Origin of the sequence: Streptomyces nogalater, assembly GCF_039532885.1 — a bacterium.
Lineage (GTDB): Bacteria > Actinomycetota > Actinomycetes > Streptomycetales > Streptomycetaceae > Streptomyces > Streptomyces nogalater.
Genome location: NZ_BAAASM010000020.1, coordinates 194,248 through 217,172, shown reverse-complemented (window position 1 = coordinate 217,172; position 22,925 = coordinate 194,248). Strand labels below are relative to the sequence as shown.

Genomic DNA, 22,925 nt, shown 5'->3' with positions numbered 1-22,925 from the left:
GGCCCCCGGGCGGCCGGGGGCCCCGCGGTGCCCGCACGGGCGTCGCGGGACCGGCTTCGGGAGCCTCGCATGCGGCACGCACGACGACGGGTCGTCCGACGGGTGACACGCCTGGCGGCGGCCGGCGGTCTCCTCCTGGGAGGCGCGATGGTCGCCCGGGCCGCCGGGGCGGGCGAGCCGTCGGCCGCCCCGGCGGGACGGCCCGGCGAGACCGGTGCGGCGCTGGTGGCGCGGCTCGGCCCCGCCCGTACGGCGGGCAGCTGGATCGGCGCCGACGGGCGCGCGGTGGTGGCGGTGACCGACGGGGCGGCGGCGCGGGTGGTGCGCCGGGCCGGAGCCGAGGCGCGGACCGTCGCGCACAGCATGGCGGAGCTGAAGTCGGCGACGGCGGCGCTGCGTTCGGCGCCGCGGGTGCCGGGCACGGCGTGGGCGGTGGACTACCGGACCAACCGGGTGGTGGTCCGGGCGGACCGCACGGTGTCCGCCGGTGACTGGTCCCGGCTGAGCCGAGTCGCCCGCCGGGTGGGCGGTTTCGTGCACATGGAGCGGACGAAGGGCGTCTTCACCACGCGGCTGAACGGCGCCCGGCCGATCCTGTCGGCCGGCGGGCGCTGCTCGGCGGGGTTCAACGTCACCGACGGGCGGTCCGACTTCATCCTCACGGCCGGTCATTGCGGGCCGGCCGGGGCCGTCTGGTTCGCCGGCGACCAGGGCGGCCGGCCGCTCGGGACGACCGTGAACAGCACCTTCCCGGGCGGCGACTTCTCGCTCGTGCGGTACACCGGCGGCACGGCGGGGACGGGCGCCGACGTGGTGGCGGTCGGCGGCGGCAAGGGTGTGCGGATCACCGGGGCGGGCGATCCGGCGGTGGGGCAGCGGGTGTTCCGCAGCGGCGGCACCAGCGGGCTGCGCGACGGCCGGGTCACCGCGCTGAACGCGACCGTCAACTACCCGGAGGGGACGGTCACCGGACTCGTCGAGACCACGGTGTGCGCCGAGCCGGGCGACAGCGGCGGCCCGCTGTTCGCCGAGGGCATCGCGCTCGGCGTCACCTCGGGCGGCAGCGGCGACTGCGCGACGGGCGGGACGACGTTCTTCCAGCCGGTGACCAGGGCGCTGTCGGCGCTGGGTGTCCGGCTGGTCCCGGCGAAGGGGGACACCGGCGGCGCCGGGGCGGGCACCGCCTCCCCCGCGGCCTCCTCGGGCGCGGAGCAGGCGGGCACGGTGCGTGCCCTGCCGGCCCGGCTGGCGGACGTCCGCAGCACCGGGCCGGGACTGCTGGTCGTCGCGGGCAGTCTGGTCGCGCTGGTCGCGACCCGGTGCCTGCGGGCCGAGCGGGACCGCAGGGCGTACCGGCGGCGCTACTCGGCGACCTGGAGCTGACCGGGAGGCGGGGGTACGACGGGAAAGGGCACCCGTGTCGTCACGGGTGCCCTCGGTGGTACGGCGCGGTGCGCGCGGGGTCGGTCAGGCGGCCCGGTGCGACCGCGGGGTCGCGGCGGCCCACTCCATCACGAGGCGCTGGTACTCCGCGCGCTGCTCGGTGGTCAGTGTCCCGCCCGACCGGCGCCACAGGGCCCGGATCTCCTCGTTGACCTCCGCGGCCGATCGCTCGGAGGCGGCTGCAACAGTGGTGGACATGCTGTGAAGCATATGCCGAGCGAGGTGAAGGCGCTGTGAGTAAGTGCGAGCGATACGGACATTTCGGACCGTGTTGCTCATCACGTCACTGTGTCAAGCCCCGGCGGGAATGCGTTGCGGACGGCGGCTCCTCGCCGGTTCCGGGGATGACCGGGCGCGCTCTTGACGTGTGAAAACCTCCGTCGTGAAAGTGATCCATATGACGTTCTCCCTCGGCATCGTCGGCGCAGGACAGTTCTCCGGCCCCTTCGCCGCGCTCTTCCACGCCCACCCCGGCGTACGGGACGTGTATGTCACGGACGTCCTGCCCGAGCGCGCCGAGCGCCTCGTGGCCGCGCAGGGCCTCGCGGGCACGTTCCCGTCGTACGCGGCGATGCTGGAGTCACCGGCCGTCGACGCCGTCGCGGTCTTCACCCAGCGCTGGACCCACGGCCCGCTGGTCGTGCAGGGCCTGGACGCGGGCAAGCACGTGTACTCGGCCGTCCCGATGGCGGTCGCCGCCGAGGAGGTCGCGGCGATCGTCGCCACCGTCCGGGCCACCGGGCTGACGTACATGATGGGCGAGACCAGCCACTACCACCCGGCGACCGTGTACGCCCGCGCCCGGATCGCCGAGGGCGCCTTCGGCCGGGTCTTCTACGCCGAGGGCGACTACGTCCACGACATGGATCTGGGCTTCTACGACGCCTACCGGTACAGCGGCGGCGAGAACTGGCGGGCGACGGCCAGCTATCCCCCGCTGCTGTACCCGACGCACTCGGTGGGCGGGGTGCTCGGGGCCTGGCGGACGCACGCGAGTACCCGACGCACTCGGTGGGCGGGGTGCTCGGGGCCTGGCGGACGCACGCGGTGAGCGTGTCGGCGATCGGCGTCCGCGACGAGGCCGACGACGGCGTCTTCGACCGCTCGGTCAGCATGTTCGACAACGACGTGTCCAACGCCACCGCGCTGTTCGAGGTGGCGGGCGGCGGATCGTTCCGCACCAACGAGTTCCGGCGGGTCGGCTATCCCGCGCGCCTGCGCGAGTCCCGGTTCCGGTTCTTCGGAACCGGGGCCAGCATGGAACAGCTCGCCACGGTGGCCCTGTGGCAGGACCGCGACGGCGTCGAGGACATCACCGGACTGCTGGAGCCGAAGCGGGCCGTCGCGCCCGGCGACCCCTCCCTCGCCGGCCTCGCGCCCGAGCTGCGCGCGGCCTTCACCTCGGGCTCGGCGCCGGTGCACGACCGGTCCCGGCTGCCCCGCGAGTTCGACCACCTGCCCAACGGGCACGAGGGCAGCCACCACTTCCTGGTGGACGACTTCGTCACGGCCGTGACCCGGCGCACACCGCCGCCGGTGAACGCGTGGGTGGCCGCTCGCTACACCCTGCCGGGCATCGTCGCGCACGAGTCGGCACGGCAGGGCGGCGTACGGCTGGACATCCCGGACTTCGGGGACGCCCCCGTGGCCTGACGGGATCCGCCCGCCGATCAGGTGCCCGGCTTGCGGCCGTAGACGAAGACGTCGTCGCCGCTGCGCAGCAGCGACCAGTACTTCTTGGCGTCCTTCTTCGTCATGTTGACGCAGCCGTGCGAGCCCGGCGGGTTCCACATGCTCAGGCCCACCGAGTGGAAGGCCTGGCCGCCGTCGAAGAACTGGCTGTAGGGCATCGGCACGTCGTAGAGGTTGGAGACGTGGTCGATGTCCCGCCAGTAGATCTTCCTCAGGCCGGTGCGGGTCTCGTAGCGGTCACGGCCGGTGCGCACCGGTACGGGGCCGTAGACGAGCTTCTTGCCGTCCTGGATCCAGCTGAGCTGGAGCGTGAGGTTCACACAGGCGATCCGGCCCTTGTTCACCGGGCACTTGCCGTCCTTGTTCGGCTTGTTGCCGACGGCCTTCTGCTTGTTCATCAGGTCCATCACGCCCCAGGTGACCGGACCGGCGTAGCCGATGGCGGGGGTGATGCCGTGCTTGGCCTGGAACGCCCGGATCGCCGTGCAGTCGGCGGCGGACTGCCGGCCGTCGGCCGGCCGGCCCAGGAACTTCTCCACCCGCTTCTGGTGCGGGCCGGTGCTCGTGGTGCAGCTCGCGGCCTGGGCCGGTGCCGCGGTGACGGCGAGCGCGAGCGGCGCCACCAGTCCCGTCACGCCCAGCCCTACGACGCCTCGTGTGCGTATGCCCCCCATGGCGGCCTCTCTCCTTCCGGTTCCTGGTCTGCTCGCCCGGTCCTCCCGGGTGCTCTCCAGCGCGGTTCCCGCGGTCTCGGACTACTAGACCCGGCCGGGGAGGGCATGGTTGTGGTTCCGGTCAGGCTGTGACGAAACGGTGAAGTTCAGACCGTATCGCACGCCCTGAGCAGCTCCACCGCCCGGGTCAGGGTCTCGGGGGTGGCCGTGAACGGCAGCCGGAGGTGGCGGGTCAGGGTGGCGCGGTCGGCGGCGAAGCGGGGGCCCGGGCTGAGCGCGAGGCCGCGTGCGGCGGCCCTGGCCGCGAGGCTCGCGGCCCGTGGGCCGGTGCCGCCCAGGTGCAGCCACAGGCTCAGCCCGCCCGCCGGGACGGTGTACGTCCAGCCGGTGCCGGCGAGCAGCCCGGCGAGGTGGTCGCGCTGGGCGCGCAGCCGGGCACGCCGGTCGGCGAGCAGCGCCGGGAGCGGCGCGCCGAGGAGTTCGGCGGTGATGAGCTGTTCCAGGGGCGGCGGCGCGAGCTGGGCCTGGAGGGGGCGCAGCCGCAGCTGTCGTACGAGGTCCGCGCCGGCCCGGATCCAGCCGACCCGGAGGCCGCTCCACAGGGTCTTGCTCACCGAGCCGATCTGGATCACCCGGGCCCCGGCGAGGTGCGGCTCGGTGCCGGGCGGTGTCCTCAGGTCCAGGTCGCGCAGGGTCTCGTCGGCGAGGACGGTCAGGTCGTGGCGTTCGGCGAGCGCGGCGACCGTCCGGCGGGCGGCGGGGTCCATGTGGGCGCCCGTCGGGTCGTGGAAGTCGGGGACCAGGTAGGCGAGCCGGGGGCGGTGGCGGCGCACGGCGGTGGTGAGGCGGGCGGTGTCCCAGCCGTCCGCGGCCGACACCGGGACCGGCAGCAGCCGGGCGCGGCGGGCGCGCAGCACGGCGAGGGCGCCGGGGTGGGCGGGGTTCTCCACGAGGACGGGCGCGGTGCGGTCGGTGTGCAGGTGGTCCAGGAGCAGGGTGAGGGCGGCCTGGGCGCCGGCGGTGACGAGGATCTGTTCGGGGCGGGTGGCGAGTCCGGCGCGGGTGTAGCGGTCGGCGAGCAGGGCGCGCAGCCGGGGCAGGCCGGCGGTGGCGACGCCGGAGTCCACGAGCAGCGGCGCGGTCAGTTCGGCGGCGCGGGCGAGGGCGGCGCGGTAGGCGTCGTGGGGCGCTGCGGTCACCGCGAGGGTGAGGTCCAGGTCGGCGCCCAGGGCGCCGCCGCGGTCCAGGGACCAGGGGGCGGTGCGTTCGGTGAGGCGGGCGGGCAGGCGTACGGCGCTGCCGCTGCCGTGCCGGGTGCGCAGCCAGCCGTCGGCGCGCAACAGGCTGAGCGCGGCGACCACCGTGCCCCGGCTCAGCCGCAGGGTGCGGGCCAGTTCGCGTTCCGGGGGCAGCCGGGTGCCGGCCGGGAGCCGGCCGTCGACCACGGCGTCCCGCACCGCGGCGGCCAGGGCGCGGGCGAGGGGGCCGGGCCGGGCGCGCCAGTCGCCGAGCGCGGCGACGAGTCCAGTGTCCACCGGTCCAGTTTTAACGGTCCACTTGTGGCGAAGTGGACCAGGCGCGGGGCGGCCCGCGCGGCCTGGGGCGCGGCGCATGGACCGTGCGCCCGCCGGTGATCCGGCCCGGTTTCCCGAACCGTCGCAGGCCGCCCGTGATGTCGCCGCCCGGCGCATGTGACGCCGACGGTGTACGGCGGGGCGCCCGCGCTCGTGCGGCGTTCGGAAACTGGCGGGCCACCGAGGCGGACACCGGCCGGGTGCTGCGGGTGCCGGCCGCTTGCGGCTGACGATGCGTCAGCTTCCCTGAACGGCCGTGGGGGAGCGCGTCGTGGAGGTCATCGGCGCGGTGCCCGGCCGCTGGCTCGGGATGTCTGCGCGGCCGGTGTGGCGTGACGGGCCGTCTTCAGCGCCGAGACCAGGAGGATCACGGCGAGGCCGGGGATGAGGACCAGGTTGGGGATCACTCCGAGGAGGAGTCCGCCGAGCAGGGCTCCGGCGATCGAGCCCGCTGCGAGGATCCCGGTGAAGCGGAGGTTGCCCCGCAGGACGGTGAAGCTGCCGTCCCGGCTGTAGCGGGCGAAGGCGACGAGCATCGTCGGCAGCGAGACCAGGAGCGAGAGGCTGCCCGCGGTCTTGATGTCGACGGCGTACAGCAGCACGATCGTCGGGATCAGCAGCTCCCCTCCGGCGACGCCCATGATCGCGGCGACCACGCCGATCCCGAAGCCGGCCACCACCCCGGCGACCGCCCGGACAGGGGCGCCGAGGCCGAGCGCGCCCGGTTCGGTGGTGTGGGTGAGGACCAGGGCGGCGGCCATGGCGACCATCAAGGCGGCGAGGACCTTGTAGAGGGTGGCGGTGCGCATCCGTACCGCCCAGGAGGCGCCCGCCCAGGCGCCCGGCAGGCTGCCGGCGAGCAGGTTGACCGCGACCGTCCAGTGCGCGCCCAGGTCGGAGAAGGAGACGGCGGCCAGCCGGGCGGGCAGGGCCGTGAGGACGACGACGAGGCTCATCGCCTTGTTCAGGATGACCGCGGACAGGGCCGCGAACCCGAACACACCGATCAGCAGGGGCAGGCGGAACTCCGCTCCGCCCAGGCCGATCATGCCGCCCAGCACACCGACCGCGGCACCGCAGGTGAACGTCAGGGGTATCGAGCGCACAGCTCGACCGGGCAGCACACCGGCTCTGGTGACCACGAAGCAGGACCTCTCTGGGCGGCGCGCGGATGCGCGCGAGTCGGGGACCAGCATGTCCGGCGCTCACGCGCCTGCCCACCCCGCATGCCGGAGATCGCGGGTTCCTCCGACGGCGGCGTGCCCGTGCTCGGTGGTTTCGCCGAACCCGGCCCGGACCAGCGGTTGCCGTGCCCGTGGCGGCCACGGGCACGGCATGCCCTGGGCGGGTCAGCGGGTCGACGTCCCGGCGCGGGTGGTGAACCCGCGGCGCCAGGCGAGGGAGACGTGGACCAGCGCCACCAGGACGGGGACCTCGATGAGCGGGCCGACGACGCCGGACAGGGCCTGGCCGGAGGTGACGCCGAAGGTGGCGATGGCGACCGCGATGGCCAGCTCGAAGTTGTTGCCCGCCGCGGTGAACGCCAGGGTCGCGGTGCGGTCGTAGGCCAGGCCGATGGCCTTGCCGAGGGCGAAGGTGCCGAACCACATCATCGCGAAGTACACCAGCAGCGGCAGCGCGATCCGCGCGACGTCCCAAGGCTGCGAGGTGATCGTCTTCCCTTGCAGGGCGAACAGGACGACGATCGTGAACAGCAGTCCGTACAGCGCCCAGGGGCCGAGCTTCGGCAGGAACCGCTGCTCGTAGCCGGCGGGGCCGAGCTTCCTCTCGCCCAGGCGGCGGGTGAGGAAGCCGGCGGCGAGCGGGATACCGAGGAAGACGACCGCGTTCACCGCGATCTTCCACAGGGAGATGTCGAGGTGCTCGCCGTCGCCGAGGCCGAGCAGGCCGGGCAGCAGGTCGAGGTAGAACCAGCCCAGCAGCCCGAACGCGAGGACCTGGAAGACGGAGTTGAGGGCGACGAGGACGGCGGCGGCCTCGCGGTCACCGCAGGCCAGGTCGTTCCAGATGATCACCATGGCGATGCAGCGGGCCAGGCCGACGATGATCAGGCCGGTGCGGTACTCGGGGAGGTCCGGCAGGAAGATCCACGCGAGCGCGAACATGACCGCGGGGCCGACGAGCCAGTTGACGACCAGCGAGGAGACCATCAGCTTCCGGTCGCCGGTGACGGCGTCGAGCCGGTCGTAGCGGACCTTCGCCAGCACCGGGTACATCATGATCAGCAGGCCGAGCGCGATCGGCAGGGAGATCCCGCCGATCTCCACCTTCGCGAGGGCGTCGTCCAGGCCGGGGATCAGCCGCCCGAGTCCGAGGCCGACGGCCATCGCGGCGAGGATCCACACCGCCAGGTAGCGGTCGAGCGTGGAGAGCTTGGCAACGACCGACGGCTCCCCCGCCGTCGTGGTCGTGGTGGGCTCGGTGGAGGTCACGGGCAGGCCCTCTTGTTCCCGGCAGCGGTGCGGGCGGAAGCCGCGAGCTCGGCGAACTGCCCGGACAGGCCGGCCAGTACCTCGGGCTTGAGCTTGTAGTAGGTGAAGCGGCCGCACGGCTCGGTCTCCACCAGCCCGGCCTCGCGCAGCACCTTCATGTGGTTGGACAGGTTGGTCTGCCTGGCCCCGGTCTCCTCCACCAGGTGCGTGGTACACAGCGTCTCGCGCGCCAGCAGGGTCACGATCCGCAGCCGGAGCGGATCGCCCAGCGCCCGGATCACATCAGCATCGACTGAAGTCAGCATGCGCTGATATTTTCACATCATGGTTCGCTGATACCAGCGGATGCTGATGTCATGGGCGGCGCGCGGCCGCCGCGAGACGGGAGAGCCGTTCATGCCCGCAAGCCCCGGCGCGAAGCCGTCCGTCCTGTTCGTGTGCGTCCACAACGCCGGCCGCTCCCAGATGGCCGCCGCCTGGCTGACCCACCTGGCCGGAGACCGCGTCGAGGTCCGCTCCGCCGGCTCCGACCCGGGCGAGCAGGTCAACCCGGCCGCCGTCGCCGCGATGGCCGAGGTCGGCATCGACATCTCCGCCGAGGTCCCGAAGCTCCTCACCGTCGACGCGGTGAAGGAGTCCGACGTCTGCGTCACCATGGGGTGCGGTGACACGTGTCCCGTCTTCCCCGGCAAGCGCTACCTCGACTGGAAGCTGGACGACCCGGCCGGCCAGGGCGTCGAAGCCGTCCGCCCGATCCGCGACGAGATCAAGGTCCTGATCGAGGACCTGATCGCCGAGATCGCCCCGGCCAAGCCGTAGACGACCGGCTCGGAGTTCACCGGTAGCCGGTGACGTCCGCCGGTCTGCCCGCGTTCTGAACCTCGGTCAGGTACCGCCAGGCGTCCGGGCGGCTGCCGTCGAGGTCGGTGAAGCCGTACTCCCGTGCCAGGCCGCCGCTGGAGAGGGACACTCCGTTGAACCGGGCCACGTCCGGGTCGGCGGCCAGCGCGGCCACGGCCCGGCCGGTGAAGCGCGGGGTCTCGGAGATGGCGAAGTGCGGTTCGCGTGCCAGGGCGTCCCGCCAGTTCTCCTCGCGCACGCCGTACGCGTCGAGCATGATCTCCGAGCGCATCCAGCCCGGCGTCAGGGCCACGGCCGTCGCTCCGCGCGGCCCGAGTTCGTGGCCGAGGGCGAAGGCCATGCGCAGGACGGACGCCTTGGCGAGGTCGTAGAAGAAGTTCACGCGGTAGGTGTCGCGGTTGTACTCGGCGGTGCCGTCGGTGACCTCCACGACCAGGCCGCCGGGCCGGCGCAACAGCAGCGGCAGGGCGTAGTGGCTGGTGACGGCGTGGGTCTCGACGGCGAGGCGGAGCAGCCGTAGCCCGTTGTGGAGGTCGTGCTCCCACACGGGGGTGTCCCATTCGAAGAGGTTCTCCCCGCCCCAGATGTCGTTGACGAGGATGTCGAGGCGGCCCCGCTCGACGGCGATCCGGTCCACCAGCTGCCGTACGGCCGTGTGGTCGAGGTGGTCGGCCGGTACGGCGATGCCCCGGCCGCCGGCCTCGGTGACGAGGCCGGCGGTGTCCTCGATGGTCTCGGGGCGGTCGTACTCCGAGCGGCGGGCGCGGGTGCTGCGGCCGGTGACGTACACGGTGGCGCCGGCCGCGCCGAGTTCCACGGCGATGCCCCGGCCCGCGCCCCGCGTCGCCCCGGCGACCAGCGCCACCTTGCCGTCCAGCGGTCCTGTCATGTCCTGCCTCCCGCGTGTGGTGCGTGCTGTGCTCCGCCACTCTCGCGGGAATACCGGACATCTTCTGTCGGTGTTCCGGTGGGCGCCCGTGATCAGTGCCCGCGTTCGATCCACTCCTGGAGGTGGGGGGCCTCCGCGCCGATGGTGGTGGCGTCGCCGTGCCCGGTGAGGACCTTGGTCTCGGCCGGCAGGGTGAGGAGGCGGTCACGGAGGGAGTCGATGATGGTCGGGAAGTGGGAGAAGGAGCGTCCGGTGGCGCCCGGGCCGCCCTGGAAGAGGGTGTCGCCGGTGAACACGGTGCCGAGCCCGGGGTCGTACAGGCAGACGGCGCCCGGGGCGTGTCCGGGGGTGTGCAGGACGGTGAGGTCGGCGCCGGCGGCCTCGATGACCTGGCCGTCGAGGAGGTGCCGGTCGGGTTCGCGGTGCGGGTGGGTCTGCTTCCACAGCGGCAGGTCGTCGGGGTGCAGCCAGATCGTGGCGCCGGTCAGGTCGGCGAGTGCCGGGGCCGCGTTGACGTGGTCGTTGTGGGCGTGCGTGCACACGATGGCGGTCAGGCGTCGGTCGCCGACGGCACGGGCGATGGCCTCGGCGTCGTGGGCGGCGTCGATGACGATCACCTCCCGGTCGTCGCCGACGAGCCACACGTTGTTCTCCACGTCCCAGGTGCCGCCGTCCAGGGTGAACTGGCCGCTGGTGACGAGGCGTTCGATGCGCGCGGTCATCACAGCACCACCACCGAACGCAGCACGTCGCCGTGGTGCATCCGCTCGAACGCCTGCTCCACCTGCCCGAGTTCGATGGTCTCGGTGACGAACGCGTCGAGCGGCAGGCGGCCTTGCAGATGCAGGTCGATCAGCATGGGGAAGTCACGGCTGGGCAGGCAGTCGCCGTACCAGCTCGACTTCAGGGCGCCGCCGCGGCCGAAGACGTCCAGCAGGGGCAGTTCGAGCTTCATCTCCGGGGTGGGGACGCCGACGAGGACGACGGTGCCGGCCAGGTCGCGGGCGTAGAAGGCCTGCCGGTAGGTCTCGGGGCGGCCGACGGCCTCGATGACGACGTCGGCGCCGAACCCGCCGGTCAGTTCGCGGATCGCCTCGACGGGGTCGGTCTCCTTGGAGTTGACCGTGTGGGTGGCGCCCAGGGTGCGTGCCGTGTCCAGCTTGCGGTCGTCGATGTCCACGGCGATGACGCGGGCCGCGCCGGCCAGGTGCGACCCGGCGATGGCCGCGCCGCCGACACCACCGCAGCCGATGACGGCGACCGAGTCGCCCCGGCCGACACCGCCGGTGTTGATCGCGGCGCCGATGCCGGCCATCACCCCGCAGCCGAGGAGGCCCGCGACCGCCGGGGAGACGGCCGGGTCGACCTTGGTGCACTGGCCGGCCGCGACGAGCGTCTTCTCGGCGAAGGCGCCGATGCCGAGGGCCGGCGACAGTTCCCGGCCGGTGGCGGCGAGGGTCATCTTCTGCCGGGCGTTGTGGGTGTCGAAGCAGTACCAGGGCCGGCCGCGCAGACAGGCCCGGCACTGCCCGCACACCGCACGCCAGTTGAGGATGACGAAGTCCCCGGGGGCGACGTCGGTGACGCCCTCGCCGACCGACTCCACGACGCCGGCGGCCTCGTGGCCGAGCAGGAAGGGGAAGTCGTCGGAGATGCCGCCCTGCTTGTAGTGCAGATCGGTGTGGCAGACCCCGCAGGCCTGGACGCGTACGACGGCTTCGCCGGGCCCCGGGTCCGGCACCACGATCGTCTCGACCCGTACGGGCTCGTTCCTGCCCGGTGCGATCACGCCGCGTACTTCCTGCGCCATGGCCTGTCCCTTCATCGAATACCTTCGCCGACGACCCTACGACGCGACCGGTCGGCAGCGGGAAGGATCACGTACATGATCGCGGATCCTTCCGGCCGCCGTCGGCCGCGGCGCGGGGCGGGTCGGCGCCGGCGGACCGGGACGGCGTTCACCAGGCCGAGCACGGGCGCCGCGGGGTGATGGCCTGCTCCAGCCGGCGCAGCTGGTTCGGTTCGCGCAGGTGTTTCAGCTCCTGCACCTGGTCGCCGGCCTCCGGCACCCGATCGCGGTGCGGGGCCGGGATGTCACCGGCGGTGAGCGAGTGGAGAGCGCGGCGAGCTTTCCGGCGACGGCGGCGCCGGCGCCCGCCGTGTCCGCCTGGGACGGGCTCGCCCATGAGACGGACCGCGGCGGCCGCGCTTGCCGGGGCCGCCGGGGCGGAGGAGGCTCGTCAGGGGGGACCCGTGGCGGTCCGCTCACGGGCGGGCCGCGGGCGCCTGAAGGAGGTCACCATGGGCAGCGCGACGGGCTCCGCTTTCGACGCCGGGACACTGCGCCGGGGCATAGAGGGCAACACCGGCAACACCCTTCTGTCGCTGTACGCGGACGACGCGCGGATCCGCATCGTCGACCGTGTCCACCAGCCCAGTCATCCCACGGAACTGCACGGCCGGGTCCAGATCGCCGAGTTGCTGGACGATATCTACCGCCGCGACATGACGCACAAGCTGGAGCAGTGCGTCGTCCAGGGCGACCACGCCGCCTACAGCGAGTCCTGCGAGTACGCGGACGGCACCCGGGTCCTGGCCGAGTCGATGCTCACGCTGCGGGACGGCAAGATCGCCGATCAGCTGATCATCCAGGTGTGGGACGAGTAGCCCCGGCCCGGTGGCAAGGCAAGGTGGTCCGAAGGCCGTACGCACGCTCGGTTACGCTGTACGCGGGCCGTGACTGGCGCTGAGGTGGAGCACCACCGGGGAGCGGCCCGCGAGGTCAGCCGCGCGCCTGGGCGAGAAGAGTCGATCCAGCCCAGGAGTGTGCAGCATGACCCGGACCCAGGCCGCCCGTCTGATGGACGGCACCGCGCTCGCCCGCCGCATCGTGGAGGACACCGCGCGACGGGCCGCCGAGCTCACCGAGCGCACCGGCACCGCGCCGTGCCTGGCGACCGTGCTGGTCGGCGAGGACCCGGCGTCGGTGACCTACGTCCGCATGAAGCAGAACCGCTGCCGCAAGGCCGGCATCACCTCCCGGCACGTCGCCCTTGCGGCCACCACCACGACGGACGAACTCGTCGGCACGCTGCGGGAGTTGTCGGCCGACCGGGGGGTGCACGGGATTCTGCTCCAGCACCCGGTGGGCGACCACATCGACGAGCGGGCCGCGTTCGAGGCGATCGCGCCGGAGAAGGACGTGGACGGTGTCACCTTCGCCTCGTTCGCCACGATGAGCTTCGGGCTGCCGGGCTTCGTCTCCTGCACGCCGGGCGGCATCGTGCGGCTGCTGGACGAGTACGGCGTCGACCCGGCCGGGAAGCGGGCGGTGGTGGTGGGCCGCAGCGCGATCCTCGGCAAGCCGGTGGGCATGCTGCTGCTGGCGCGGGACGCGACCGTGACGTACTGCCACTCGCGCACCCGGGACCTGTCGGCGGCGGTCCGTGAGGCCGACATCGTCGTGGCCGCGGTGGGCCGGCCGCGGCTGATCCGCGGGCAGGACATCAAGCCGGGCGCGGTCGTGATCGACGCGGGCTACAACCCGGGCAACGTGGGCGACGTCGACTTCGACTCGGCCGTGGAACGCGCCTCGCTGATCACGCCGGTGCCGGGCGGGGTGGGCCCGATGACGATCGCCACGCTGCTGGAACAGACGGTGACGGCGGCCGGCCGGCAGCTCGGCGCCTGAGTGTGCCGCCCCGGGGCGTCGGTCACAGGCGTGCCGGGGGCTTGAGCAGGTGAGGGCCTTCTGGGTCCGGTGTGGATCGCGGCATTCACGACCGGCGCTCAGGAGGCCCTCGTGTTCCACCGCCGCCTTGCCGGTCCGGCCCGGGGCCGGTGCGGGCGGGGGCGCGTTGGGTGAGCGGGGTCGAATGAGGCGTGCCCGGGCCGCAACGCGCGACGGCGCGTCCGGTAGCGGACGGCGTGACCCTTCACGCCCGCACCGTCCACTCGAATGCAGGATGTGGTGGCCGAAAAGATCCGGAAGGATCGATGCCGCCCCGGCGAGACGACGACTCGGTGGTTCAGCGACCGTAATCGTCGTGGAATTCAGATCATCTGCGAAACGCGGGGCATTCACGGATTCGGTGGTCTAGGAGTGCCATGACGATGTCGGCTGGCGGTGTGCCGCACGCGAAAGGGCCTGTCGCCCCGGGTGACGCCGGGGTGACGTTCGCCTTCCCCGCGTCCGGCCCGGCGGAGGAGGCGGCCCGCGGTGCGGTGGTGCGGGCCGCGAACCACCTGCTGGCCCGGCAGGACGCCGGGGGGTGGTGGAAAGGCCGGTTCACGACGGACGTCAGTTATGACGCCCACGATCTCTTCCTGCGCCACTTGCTCGGAGTGCTGGACGAACGTCTGGCGAAGGCGAGCGCGCGATGGATCCGCTCGCAGCAGAGCGCGGACGGTTCCTGGGCCCTCGTCTTCGAAGGCGAGGGGCACCTGGGAACCACGGTTCAGGCGTACATCGCTCTCCGGCTCGCCGGGGACGGCCCGGACGAGGAGCACATGCTCCGGTGCGCGGCGTGGGTACGCGAACGGGGCGGTGTGGCGGCCGCCCCGCTGACGGCACGGGTATGGCTCGCCCTGCTCGGCTGGTGGAGCTGGGACGATCTGCCCGAAGTCCCACCGGAGATCATCGCCCTGCCCAAGTGGGCGCCGCTGAACATCTACTCGTTCAGCGCCGTCATGCGCCTGGCACTCGTCTCCCTCTCCGTCATCAGCGCGCATCGCCCGGTGCGGCCGGCCCCCTTCGGCATCGACGAACTCTTCGCTCCGTCCGGCGCCCCGGCCTCTTCACCGGCACCGGACAGCGGCTGGGAGAAGCTCTTCCGGCGTCTGAACGCCACCGTGCGCGTGTGCTCCAAGGGCATCCCCCGCCCGGTACGCGAAGCCGCGGCGAACGCCTGCGTCCGCTGGCTGCTGGAGCATCAGGAACAGGACGGCAGCTGGGGGGCGTGTACCCCCATGACCACGTGGGTCGTCCTCGCCCTGCACCTGCACGGCTACCCTCCGGACCATCCGGTGCTCAAAGCCGCCTGGGGCTTCCTGGAGGACTGCGGCGCGTGGCCGGAAGACGGCGTGCGGGCACTGCACACCGTCCACAGCCCGGTATGGGACACCTGTCTGTCCGCCACCGCGCTCCTCGACGCCGGCCTGGCGCCCGGTCATCCCGCGCTGGTCGAAGCCGCCGACTGGCTGCTCACCCGGCAGGCCGACCGGCAGGCCGACTGGGCCGTACGGCGGCCCCGGCTGTCCCCCGGCGGCTGGGCCTTCCAGTTCCACAATCAGAACTATCCCGACGTCGACGACACCAGCGAGGTGGTGCTCGCCCTGCGCCGCGTGAGCCATCCCGATCCGGCCCGCCTCGACGACGCGCTGGCCAGGGCGGTGCGTTGGTGTCTCGGCATGCAGAGCCGCGAGGGCGGATGGGGGGCCTTCGACGCCGACAACACCAGTACCCTCCCCGCCAAGGTCCCGTTCTTCGACTTCGGTGAGTTCTGCACCGACCCGCCCACCGCCGACATCACCGCCCACGTGGTGGAGATGCTGGCCGCGCTGGGCAGGGAACGCGATCCCCGCACCCGCCGTGCCGTCCGCTGGCTGCTCGGGCAGCAGGAGGCGAACGGTGCGTGGTACGGACGCTGGGGAGTGAACTACGTCTACGGCACGGGAACTGTCCTTCCCGCTCTCGTCGCCGCCGGCGTTCCCCGCGGCCACGCCGCCGTCCGGCGCGCCGTCGCCTGGCTGACGTCGGTACAGAACGCGGACGGCGGCTGGGGCGAGAGCTGGGAGTCGTACGCGGATCCGGCCCGCGCCGGCCGTGGCCCGTCCACCCCCTCGCAGACCGCCTGGGCGCTGCTCGGACTGCTCGCGGCGGGAGAGCGCGACAGCACCGTGGTGCGGGACGGGGTGCGCTGGCTCACCGAGCGGCAGACGGAGGACGGCACCTGGGAAGAGCTGCGGTTCACCGGCACGCTCGTGCCCGGGGCGGTGGCCATGCACTACGAGTACTACGGGCACGTCTTCCCCCTGATGGCGCTGGGCCGTTACGTCCGGCGCACGGGCGACGTATCGGTGGGCCGGCAACGGAATGAAACGACGGAGCCGAACCGGTGACCGGCCTCCCTCTGAAAGGCGCCCTGGCGATGACTGCTGAAACACTGGCGGTGGAGTCCGACTTCTTCGCGCCACGCACCGCGATCGACGATCTTTTGTTCGAGTTCCTGACGGAGAAGGCACGGACCGCTCCGGTGCCCGGCCAGTCGCCGCTCATCCTGATGCTGCGTGACTTCATCTCCGGGGGAAAGAGGGTGCGTCCGCTGCTGTGCGTGACCGGATGGATCGCGGCAGGAGGGCAGGGCGACACCACGCAGGCCGTCAGACTGGCCGCGTCCATCGAGCTGGCCCACACCTGCGCGCTCATCCACGACGACATCATGGACGCGTCCGACAGCCGCCGCGGGCGCCCCACGGTCCACCGGGCGCTGGCCGACCGGCACCACGTGCCGCAGCTCGCGCAGCAGTACGGGACCGGTGGAGCGATCCTCCTCGGCGACCTCGCCCTCGTCTGGTCAGACGAGTTGCTGCACACCACGCCCATGCCCGACGCCCACCGGGCCAGGGTGCTGCACTGCGTCGACCTGGCGCGCAGCGAACTGATCGCCGGCCAGCACCTGGACCTGCTGACCACCGGCAGGCTCCACGCGAGCGTCGAGACGCTGCTGAGCGTCATCCGCTACAAGACCGCCAAATACACCATCGAGCGCCCCCTCCAGGTGGGGGCGGCCCTCGCCGGTGCCGGTCCGGACGTCATGAACGCCTTCAGCGCCTACGGGATCCCCCTCGGGGAGGCCTTCCAGCTCAGGGACGACATCCTCGGGGTGTTCGGGGACCCGGACCGGACGGGCAAATCCCGCCTGGACGATCTACGCGAGGGCAAGTGCACCAGCCTCGTCGTCCACGCGCTGCGGGTCTGCGGACCGACGCAGGCCGGCCGGCTGCACACCCTGATCGGCGACCCCGACATCGGGGAGCAGGAAGCCGAGGAGGTCCGCGACATCCTCACCAGCACGGGAGCCCGGCGGGCGGTCGAGCGGATGATCGAGGAGAGGTACCGGCAGGCTCTGGACTCCCTCGCCCTGGCCCCTTTCCCGGCCTGCGCCGTCCGCACACTGAAGGACGTCGCGGAGGCCGTCGTACACCGCACGGCGTGACGCCGGACCGGCCGCCGGCCGGCACCAGGAGATGCCCCGGCCGTCCACCGGCCCGGCCCACCAGGGAGGTATGGATCCACAGTGATGACCTTGACCGCACCCGCGGCGGTCCTCCAGACCGCCTGGCATGAAATCCGGTTGAGCTGGCTGTTCATCAGCGCCGACCGCTGGACCACCGTCTTCCCCGCCACCTGCTTCGTGACGGCGGCCGTCGTCCACGCCCGGCTGCCCCCGTCCGAAGCCGCGGTCGCCCTGGTCTCCGGTGCGCTGTACTTCTGGTTGTTCGTCTACGAACACACCCTGGCCAACCAGCTCGTCGGCGTCGAAGAGGACCGGGTCAACAAGCCGTTCCGCCCGCTGGTCACCGGCCAGAGCAGCATCCGGGGCGCTCGGCTGCGCCTGAACGCCGTCCGGGTCCTCTTCCCCGTGTACGGGTACTGTCTGGGCGTCCTGGAGTGGGCCCTGATGTGGCAGCTCCTCTCCCTGCTCCAGCACGAGTACCGCTGGGGGCGGCACTGGCTGGGCAGGAACCTCTACGCCGGCGCCGGAGTCGTCGCCCAGCTGGCCGCCGCCTGGGAGATGGTCACCGCCATGTCGCCGGACGCCTGGCGCTGGATCGTGACCCTGGCGATCACCGTGACCCTACTGATGTCCGTCCAGGACCTCCGCGACATCACCGGCGACCGCGCGGTCCACCGCTCCACCATGCCGTTGGTCTTCGGCGAGAGACCCACCCGGGTCTTCCTGTGCGCCGGCTTCGCCGTCGGTCCCCTGGCCATCCACCACTTCCTCATGGAGCCCGCGGGCCCCCACTGGTGGATCATCGCCACGGACGTCGTCCTGTGCGGTTGGAGCCTGCTGCTCTCTATCCGGGTGCTGCTGGCGCGGGGCCGGGAACAGGACCAGCGCAGCTACCGCCTGGTGGAACAGTGGTACACCCTCGCCCTGGCCGCCTCCGTCTACACACTTCACTGACGAAAGGCCCCGACGTGACCGCAGAGGCCGCGCAGCACGTGTGCCGGCAGCCACGCCTGCGCCTCAGTGGCGTCTGGAAGGCCTACGGCCGCAGACAGCTCCTGCGCGGTGCCGACCTCGACGTGCCCGCCGGAACCCTGGTCGGCGTCGTCGGCGAGAACGGCACGGGCAAGAGCACACTGCTCCGGATCGCCATGGGACATCTGGCGCCCGACCGGGGCACGGTGGAGCGCACCGGCAAGGCGGGCTACTGCCCGCAGCACGCCGTGCTGAACGACTCGTTCACCGTCATGCAGCACCTCCGCCTCTTCCAGGCGGCCTACCGGCTGCCGACCCTCGCACGAGCCCACGAGCTGATGGACCTCCTGGCGTTCGCCGACTGCGGCCGGCAGCGCGCCGGGGAACTCAGCGGAGGCACACGGCAGAAGCTCAACCTCCTGCTCGCCCTCATGCACGATCCACAGCTCTTGGTGCTCGACGAGCCCTACCAGGGGTTCGACTGGGACACCCACCAGCGTTTCTGGTCGCTCGCCGCCCGGCTGCGCGACCAGGGCAGGTCGATCGTCGTGGTCTCGCATCTGCTGCACGACATGCATCACTTCGACGCGGTCGGCCACCTGCGCGACGGCCGTCTGGACATGGAGACAACCGCCCGATGACGTTCCGGCCCTCGGCCTACACCGAGATGCTGCGCTGCACCCTCCTCGGTCACCTGCGCAGCCGCATGGCAGTGCTCCTGGCGGTCGCCTTCATCCCCGCCTGGATCATGGTGGCGCGACTGTGCGCGCCGGACCGGACGCTGCGGTTCTCCCTGGCGTCCGCGGGCGTCGACGTCCTCGCGCCGGCGAACCATGTCAGCCAAGTGGTGAACGCTCTCGCCGCCGTCACCCTGGTCACGGGTTTCTCGATGTTCATGGAGACCTTCAAGGCCGGGGAGACGGACCGCCGACTGGTACTGGCGGGCTACCCGAAGCTCCGGATGCTGCTCGCCAAGGTCACCGCGGTCGCCCTCGTCACCGCTCTCGTCGCCGTGTACACCATGGCCGTGCTCGCCGGCTCGCTGCCGGTGAACCAACTGGGCCCGCTGGCCCTCGCGGTGTTCAGCGCCGGCCTCGCCTACGGCGGAATCGGTCTCCTGCTCGGCTCGTTGGTACGCGGCGAGCTGGAGGGCTTCTTTCTCGTCATCATGCTCAGCCTGGTCGACACCGGTCTGCAGAACCCGGTCCTGAACGTCGCCGACCTCACCGGCCTCAGCGCGCTTCCCCTGTACGGTGCGTGCCAGTCGGCGCTGGCCGCGGCCTTCACGTCCTTCACCCCCTGGTCCTACGGGCTGCTGTCGCTCGCCTGGTCCGCCGCGACCAGCGCCCTGGCCTTGCTCGCCTTCCATGTGCGCACCCGCCCGCACTGCCGGATCGCCCCCGAGGTGCTTGCCGGAACGCCCCACCCATGACCACGGCAGGCGGTGGGGGCGGGATGCGAACAGCCCCGGCCCCGAGACGAGTTCGCCGACACCCGCCGGGTGCGTCCACGCGGATCTGACACATGCGTACCGGACGATCGCGCCGCCGCGGGGGCGCCTCGGGCCACGGGAGCGGCCATAACCCCCGCCCGGCCCCGGGAGGCGGGATCACGCCGCCGCCCGCCGCACCGAACCACCCGACCGGCTGAACCCCGCCCCTGTAGCCAAGGCGGCGCCGCACCGGGAGCCACCGGTTCGGCCCGGGGTGCTGAGCAGTCCGCCCGGGCCCGGGACGGGGCCGCGCCGGTCCAGCCGGATGGCGGGACCGGTGTCCCGGGGCGAGGACGGTGGTGCGCCGGGGGTGTCAGGTGGTGGTGAGCACCATGCGGAAGCGGGCGGCGCCGGCGAGCATCTTGTCGTACGCCTCCCCGGCCCGTTCCAGCGGCATCGTCTCGGTCATCGGGCGGATGCCGTGCAGGGCGCTGAAGGCCATGGTGTCCTCGACGTCCTGCGCGGTGCCGGAGGGATGCCCGCGGACGACCCGGCCGCTCATGATCAGTTGCACCGGGCTGATGCCCAGCGGTTCGGGGGTGGCGCCGATGACGGTCAGTTCGCCGCGCGGGGCCAGGCCGTCCGCCGTCGCCGTGATGGCCTCGGAGCTGCCGGCGGTGGCCAGGACGGCCTTCGCCCCGCCGAGGGAGCCCAGCGCCTCGGCGACCGGCGTCGATGCCGTGCTGTCGACGTAGTGGTGGGCGCCGAGCCGCTTGGCGAAGTCGGCCTTCTCGGCACCCCGGGCGATCGCCACGGTCTCGAAGCCCATCGCCACCGCGTACTGCACGCCGAGATGGCCGAGGCCCCCGAGGCCGAGCACCGCGACCAGGTCGCCCGGCCCGGCCGGACCGCGCCGCAGCCCGTTGTACGTGGTCACGCCCGCGCAGGCCAGGGGTCCGGCGTCGGCCGCGGAGAGCGCGTCGGGGATCCGGGCCAGGGCGTCCACGGGTACGGTCGTCCGCTCGCCGAAGCCGCCGTCGTAGGCCCAGCCGGGGACCTTCAGGGCGGCGCACACGATGAAGTCGCCCCGGCGGCAGGACGGGCAGTGGCCGCAGGCGCCGCCGAACCAGCCGACGGCCACCCGGTCGCCGACGCTCCAGCCGCGCTCCCGGGTGCCGTCGCCCAGTTCCTCGATCCGCCCGGCGATCTCGTGCCCGGGGACCTCCGGGAAGGTCACGCCCGGCAGTCCGCCGCCGACGAACAGCGCGTCGCTGTGGCAGATCCCGCACGCCTCCACGGCGATCCGCACCTGGCCGGGGCCCGGCGGCCGGATCTCCCGTTCGGCGAGTTCGAAGGTTCCGTCCGGGGCGGTCACCTGGGCGACTCGATAGGTACTCATGGCGCTCTCCGGGAAGCGGGGCGACGGCCTTCACCCCCAGCACACCAGCTCCGGCCCGATCACGCGCGCCGAGCCGGGCCGCACCCCCGCCGACCTGCGCGAGCCCCGTCTCAGGGGGTTCCGGGGCGCCAGCCCTCCGGCCGGAGCATGCCCAGCAGCAGCCGGACCAGTTCGTCCACCACCTCCTCCAGCGTGGCGTCCACCCAGCCGGCCGTCCAGTCGTGCAGCAGCCCGTTGACACTGCCGATGAAGGCCGTGGCCGCCAGGCGGTAGTCGCGTGGCGCCGCCTCCCCGCGGGCCACGGCCGCGTCCGCCTCCGCGCGGATCAGGTCGACCCAGCGGGCGCGGCGGGCCAGGCGCTGCTCCTCCAGCCGGGGGCTGACGCCGATGATCTCCATGAAGGCGATGCGGATGCGGCGCGGGTCGCAGGTGATGTCGCGGGCGTAGGCGCGGAAGAGGACGGTGGCGCGGTCCGCCAGCGGCAGCCCGTCCGCGTCGGCGAGCGCGTCCAGGACGGCCTGTTCGGCCCAGCCGTTGACCTGGAGGTGCAGCGCGGCCAGGACGTCCTCCAGGGTGCGGAACTCCTCGTAGAACTGGCGGGTGGACAGGCCGGCGGCCTGGCTGAGGGCGGCTACCGTGGTGCCGCGGTAGCCGGGGGTGTCGCCGAACAGCCGCAGCGCCGCGTCGAGGAAGCGGCGGCGCCGCTCGGCCTGCCGTTCCTCGGCGGACCGGCCGCCGTAGCGTCCCGTCGGCGCTCTGAGCCTGCCGCCCAACGTGTCCCCCCTCCGTCGCCCCGCCGGTCGTCCATGGTCGTCCGCGGTCGTCCAATCTTGTCGTGCACGCATCTTGTCGAGAAGGCCGCCCCTTCCTTACTTTTCAGTAAGTTCACTGTGAATGCGGCCGTGTTCAGATCCCCCGGACTTTCTGCGACTCCCCGACTCCCCCGAGGAAAGAGAGCCGTCATGGCTGCCTCCAGAACCAGGCACCTGTGCTCCGTGGCCGTCGCCCTCTCCCTGGCCGTCGCCGGGCCGGCGGCCGCCGCCTCCGCGCGTACCGCCGCCCCCGACGGTCTGCGCGAGGTGCTGTTCGTCGGCAACAACTGGGACGGCACCGCCGATGTCATCCGGTCCTCCGGTGACTACGCGAGGATCGGCCGGATCAGCGTCGTCCCGGACAAGGACGCGCGGATGGCGGAGATCAACGCGGACCCGATCAAGTGGATCTACTTCCAGGCGATCCGCAACAGCGTCGGCGAGGGCCACGACCAGTTCGCCGACGACATGTACTCCACCCCGGACGGCCGGTCGGTGGTGGTGTCCCGGCCGAGCTTCGCGGACGTGGTCTCCATCGACCTGGCCAGTGGAGCGGTCAACTGGCGTTTCCCGGTGGCCGGTTACCGCGCCGACCACATGGCGGTCTCGCCGGACGGCACCCGGGTGGCGGTGTCCGCGTCCACCGCCAACACCGTGCATGTGCTCGACATCGCCACCGGCCGGCAGCTGGGGTCGTTCAAGACCGGCGACAAGCCGCACGAGAACGTCTTCAGCAAGGACGGCAGGTACATCTGGAACATGTCCATCGGCGAGGTCAACACCGACCTGGACGGCCCCGGCTGGGACTGGACGAAGGGCGACCGGCACCTCACGGTCGTGGACGCCACGACATTCCGGCAGGCGAAGGTCATCGACATGCGGCAGCGGCTGGACGCCTACGGGCTGAAGGACTTCTCCGACGCGGTCCGCCCGGCCGTGTTCTCCCCCGACGAGTCCACGCTCTACTTCCAGGTGTCGTTCTTCAACGGCTTCTTCGAGTACGACGTCGCCGCCGACAAGATCACCCGGATGAAGACGCTGCCGAAGAACCCGGCGACCAGCGAGGACCGCACCACTTGGGTCAACGACTCGCGCCACCACGGCATTTCGATGAACCCCGCGGGCACCAAGCTGTGCGTGGCGGGCACCATGGACGACTACGCGGCCGTGGTCGACCGGGCCTCGCTCCAGGAGGGGCCGTTGGTCTGGGCGGCCAAGCCGTACTGGGCGACGGTCAGCGGGGACGGCAAGGACTGTGTCGTCTCCGAGAGCGGCGCCGACCAGGTGACGGCGATCGACTTCGCCACCGGGCGGAAGGTGGCCTCGGTCGCCGTCGGCGACCACCCGCAGCGCGTCCGGCTGGGTCATGTACGGGCCGACTGGACCGGCCCCGGTGGCAGCTGACGCCCTCTCGGACCGTGGTCTCCGGGGTACCCCACTCACCCCGGAGACCACACCGCTGTCCTCCCGGATCACGCCGCACACC

22 protein-coding genes, 1 pseudogene and 1 riboswitch are annotated in these 22,925 nt (G+C 72.5%); of the genes and pseudogenes, 11 read left to right on the top strand and 12 right to left on the bottom strand.

The genetic code is table 11. The features are described from left to right. The first annotated feature begins 69 nt into the window (after positions 1 to 69). The gene (locus tag ABD350_RS16630) at positions 70 to 1,383 is read left to right on the top strand and encodes a S1 family peptidase (RefSeq protein ID WP_344348881.1); all 1,314 of its coding nucleotides are present in this window, start codon (positions 70 to 72) and stop codon (positions 1,381 to 1,383) included. Positions 1,384 to 1,467: 84 nt separating this feature from the next. Here ABD350_RS16630 and ABD350_RS16625 read toward each other — a convergent pair whose 3' ends face one another. Next, the gene (locus ABD350_RS16625; protein ID WP_344348880.1) at positions 1,468 to 1,653 is read right to left on the bottom strand and encodes a hypothetical protein; all 186 of its coding nucleotides are present in this window, start codon (positions 1,651 to 1,653) and stop codon (positions 1,468 to 1,470) included. Positions 1,654 to 1,840: 187 nt separating this feature from the next. Here ABD350_RS16625 and ABD350_RS16620 point away from each other — a divergent pair. Next, positions 1,841 to 3,096: pseudogene (locus ABD350_RS16620) on the top strand (Gfo/Idh/MocA family protein). A 17-nt stretch (positions 3,097 to 3,113) separates the two neighbouring features. Here ABD350_RS16620 and ABD350_RS16615 read toward each other — a convergent pair. The 5 genes from ABD350_RS16615 to ABD350_RS16595 form a co-directional block, all read right to left on the bottom strand. Then, complete coding sequence (locus ABD350_RS16615; protein WP_344348879.1) at positions 3,114 to 3,809, bottom strand: L,D-transpeptidase family protein; 696 nt, start codon at positions 3,807 to 3,809, stop codon at positions 3,114 to 3,116. A gap of 146 nt (positions 3,810 to 3,955) precedes the next feature. Next, a complete protein-coding gene (locus tag ABD350_RS16610; RefSeq protein ID WP_344348878.1) occupies positions 3,956 to 5,344 on the bottom strand; it encodes an aminotransferase-like domain-containing protein in 1,389 nt (462 codons plus the stop codon). 317 nt (positions 5,345 to 5,661) lie between these two features. Further along, entirely contained in the window at positions 5,662 to 6,525 is an 864-nt protein-coding gene (locus ABD350_RS16605; protein WP_344348877.1) for a sulfite exporter TauE/SafE family protein, read from the bottom strand. Positions 6,526 to 6,732: 207 nt separating this feature from the next. Further along, positions 6,733 to 7,836, bottom strand: a complete 1,104-nt coding sequence (gene arsB / locus ABD350_RS16600) for an ACR3 family arsenite efflux transporter (RefSeq protein ID WP_344348876.1) — start codon at positions 7,834 to 7,836, stop codon at positions 6,733 to 6,735. Then, a complete protein-coding gene (locus ABD350_RS16595) occupies positions 7,833 to 8,141 on the bottom strand; it encodes an ArsR/SmtB family transcription factor (RefSeq protein WP_344348875.1) in 309 nt (102 codons plus the stop codon). The genes arsB and ABD350_RS16595 overlap by 4 nt, the downstream gene beginning before the upstream one ends. A gap of 91 nt (positions 8,142 to 8,232) precedes the next feature. On the opposite strand from ABD350_RS16595, the gene ABD350_RS16590 reads away from it, so the two are divergent. Beyond that, a complete protein-coding gene (locus ABD350_RS16590; protein WP_344348874.1) occupies positions 8,233 to 8,655 on the top strand; it encodes an arsenate reductase ArsC in 423 nt (140 codons plus the stop codon). A 16-nt stretch (positions 8,656 to 8,671) separates the two neighbouring features. Here the strand turns inward: ABD350_RS16590 and ABD350_RS16585 are convergent, their stop codons facing one another. The 4 genes from ABD350_RS16585 to ABD350_RS16570 form a co-directional block, all read right to left on the bottom strand. Further along, positions 8,672 to 9,586 (bottom strand): SDR family oxidoreductase, encoded by a 915-nt coding sequence (locus tag ABD350_RS16585; protein WP_344348873.1) that lies wholly within the window; start codon positions 9,584 to 9,586, stop codon positions 8,672 to 8,674. A gap of 92 nt (positions 9,587 to 9,678) precedes the next feature. Beyond that, positions 9,679 to 10,308, bottom strand: coding sequence for an MBL fold metallo-hydrolase (locus ABD350_RS16580; protein ID WP_344348872.1), 630 nt, complete (start codon positions 10,306 to 10,308; stop codon positions 9,679 to 9,681). Further along, on the bottom strand, positions 10,308 to 11,396 hold the full coding sequence (locus ABD350_RS16575) for an S-(hydroxymethyl)mycothiol dehydrogenase (RefSeq protein ID WP_344348871.1): 1,089 nt from the start codon (positions 11,394 to 11,396) through the stop codon (positions 10,308 to 10,310). The genes ABD350_RS16580 and ABD350_RS16575 overlap by 1 nt, the downstream gene beginning before the upstream one ends. 148 nt (positions 11,397 to 11,544) lie before the next feature. After that, positions 11,545 to 11,772: a hypothetical protein gene (locus ABD350_RS16570; protein ID WP_344348870.1), complete on the bottom strand. Its 228-nt coding sequence runs from the start codon at positions 11,770 to 11,772 to the stop codon at positions 11,545 to 11,547. A 115-nt stretch (positions 11,773 to 11,887) separates the two neighbouring features. Between ABD350_RS16570 and ABD350_RS16565 the strand changes: the two genes are divergently transcribed. The 7 genes from ABD350_RS16565 (at position 11,888) to ABD350_RS16535 (ending at position 19,228) form a co-directional block, all read left to right on the top strand. Further along, the gene (locus ABD350_RS16565; RefSeq protein ID WP_344348869.1) at positions 11,888 to 12,253 is read left to right on the top strand and encodes a nuclear transport factor 2 family protein; all 366 of its coding nucleotides are present in this window, start codon (positions 11,888 to 11,890) and stop codon (positions 12,251 to 12,253) included. 59 nt (positions 12,254 to 12,312) lie between these two features. Beyond that, positions 12,313 to 12,393: riboswitch (ZMP/ZTP riboswitch) on the top strand. Between the two features lie 26 nt (positions 12,394 to 12,419). After that, positions 12,420 to 13,277, top strand: coding sequence for a bifunctional 5,10-methylenetetrahydrofolate dehydrogenase/5,10-methenyltetrahydrofolate cyclohydrolase (locus ABD350_RS16560; protein WP_344348868.1), 858 nt, complete (start codon positions 12,420 to 12,422; stop codon positions 13,275 to 13,277). A gap of 416 nt (positions 13,278 to 13,693) precedes the next feature. Beyond that, positions 13,694 to 15,706, top strand: coding sequence for a squalene--hopene cyclase (gene shc, locus ABD350_RS16555; protein ID WP_344348867.1), 2,013 nt, complete (start codon positions 13,694 to 13,696; stop codon positions 15,704 to 15,706). A gap of 29 nt (positions 15,707 to 15,735) precedes the next feature. After that, positions 15,736 to 16,803: a polyprenyl synthetase family protein gene (locus ABD350_RS16550; protein WP_344348866.1), complete on the top strand. Its 1,068-nt coding sequence runs from the start codon at positions 15,736 to 15,738 to the stop codon at positions 16,801 to 16,803. A gap of 84 nt (positions 16,804 to 16,887) precedes the next feature. Beyond that, a complete protein-coding gene (gene stsC / locus ABD350_RS16545) occupies positions 16,888 to 17,778 on the top strand; it encodes a somaliensene A/B synthase (protein WP_344348865.1) in 891 nt (296 codons plus the stop codon). Positions 17,779 to 17,834: 56 nt separating this feature from the next. Next, the gene (locus ABD350_RS16540; RefSeq protein ID WP_344348924.1) at positions 17,835 to 18,437 is read left to right on the top strand and encodes an ATP-binding cassette domain-containing protein; all 603 of its coding nucleotides are present in this window, start codon (positions 17,835 to 17,837) and stop codon (positions 18,435 to 18,437) included. After that, a complete protein-coding gene (locus tag ABD350_RS16535) occupies positions 18,434 to 19,228 on the top strand; it encodes an ABC transporter permease (protein ID WP_344348864.1) in 795 nt (264 codons plus the stop codon). Before ABD350_RS16540 ends, ABD350_RS16535 begins: the two co-directional genes overlap by 4 nt. A 373-nt stretch (positions 19,229 to 19,601) precedes the next feature. On the opposite strand, the gene ABD350_RS16530 is transcribed toward ABD350_RS16535, so the two are convergent. Together ABD350_RS16530 and ABD350_RS16525 are read right to left on the bottom strand one after the other, a co-directional pair. Continuing rightward, positions 19,602 to 20,627 carry an alcohol dehydrogenase catalytic domain-containing protein gene (locus ABD350_RS16530; RefSeq protein ID WP_344348863.1) on the bottom strand — a complete coding sequence of 342 codons (1,026 nt, stop codon included), beginning with the start codon at positions 20,625 to 20,627 and terminating at the stop codon, positions 19,602 to 19,604. A 110-nt stretch (positions 20,628 to 20,737) separates the two neighbouring features. Beyond that, on the bottom strand, positions 20,738 to 21,400 hold the full coding sequence (locus tag ABD350_RS16525) for a TetR/AcrR family transcriptional regulator (RefSeq protein ID WP_344348862.1): 663 nt from the start codon (positions 21,398 to 21,400) through the stop codon (positions 20,738 to 20,740). A 189-nt stretch (positions 21,401 to 21,589) separates the two neighbouring features. On the opposite strand from ABD350_RS16525, the gene ABD350_RS16520 reads away from it, so the two are divergent. After that, on the top strand, positions 21,590 to 22,843 hold the full coding sequence (locus tag ABD350_RS16520) for a YncE family protein (RefSeq protein WP_344348861.1): 1,254 nt from the start codon (positions 21,590 to 21,592) through the stop codon (positions 22,841 to 22,843). Positions 22,844 to 22,925 lie beyond the last annotated feature (82 nt).

Coding starts and splice junctions, on each gene's coding strand:
- ABD350_RS16615 (WP_344348879.1), bottom strand. CDS start 3,809: ATGGGGGGCATACGCACACGAGGCGTCGTAGGGCTGGGCGTGACGGGA.
- ABD350_RS16565 (WP_344348869.1), top strand. CDS start 11,888: ATGGGCAGCGCGACGGGCTCCGCTTTCGACGCCGGGACACTGCGCCGG.
- ABD350_RS16520 (WP_344348861.1), top strand. CDS start 21,590: ATGGCTGCCTCCAGAACCAGGCACCTGTGCTCCGTGGCCGTCGCCCTC.
- ABD350_RS16535 (WP_344348864.1), top strand. CDS start 18,434: ATGACGTTCCGGCCCTCGGCCTACACCGAGATGCTGCGCTGCACCCTC.
- stsC (WP_344348865.1), top strand. CDS start 16,888: ATGACCTTGACCGCACCCGCGGCGGTCCTCCAGACCGCCTGGCATGAA.
- ABD350_RS16590 (WP_344348874.1), top strand. CDS start 8,233: ATGCCCGCAAGCCCCGGCGCGAAGCCGTCCGTCCTGTTCGTGTGCGTC.
- ABD350_RS16530 (WP_344348863.1), bottom strand. CDS start 20,627: ATGAGTACCTATCGAGTCGCCCAGGTGACCGCCCCGGACGGAACCTTC.
- shc (WP_344348867.1), top strand. CDS start 13,694: ATGACGATGTCGGCTGGCGGTGTGCCGCACGCGAAAGGGCCTGTCGCC.
- ABD350_RS16625 (WP_344348880.1), bottom strand. CDS start 1,653: ATGCTTCACAGCATGTCCACCACTGTTGCAGCCGCCTCCGAGCGATCG.
- ABD350_RS16575 (WP_344348871.1), bottom strand. CDS start 11,396: ATGGCGCAGGAAGTACGCGGCGTGATCGCACCGGGCAGGAACGAGCCC.
- ABD350_RS16550 (WP_344348866.1), top strand. CDS start 15,736: ATGACTGCTGAAACACTGGCGGTGGAGTCCGACTTCTTCGCGCCACGC.
- ABD350_RS16560 (WP_344348868.1), top strand. CDS start 12,420: ATGACCCGGACCCAGGCCGCCCGTCTGATGGACGGCACCGCGCTCGCC.
- ABD350_RS16585 (WP_344348873.1), bottom strand. CDS start 9,586: ATGACAGGACCGCTGGACGGCAAGGTGGCGCTGGTCGCCGGGGCGACG.
- ABD350_RS16630 (WP_344348881.1), top strand. CDS start 70: ATGCGGCACGCACGACGACGGGTCGTCCGACGGGTGACACGCCTGGCG.
- ABD350_RS16595 (WP_344348875.1), bottom strand. CDS start 8,141: ATGCTGACTTCAGTCGATGCTGATGTGATCCGGGCGCTGGGCGATCCG.
- ABD350_RS16570 (WP_344348870.1), bottom strand. CDS start 11,772: ATGGGCGAGCCCGTCCCAGGCGGACACGGCGGGCGCCGGCGCCGCCGT.
- ABD350_RS16580 (WP_344348872.1), bottom strand. CDS start 10,308: ATGACCGCGCGCATCGAACGCCTCGTCACCAGCGGCCAGTTCACCCTG.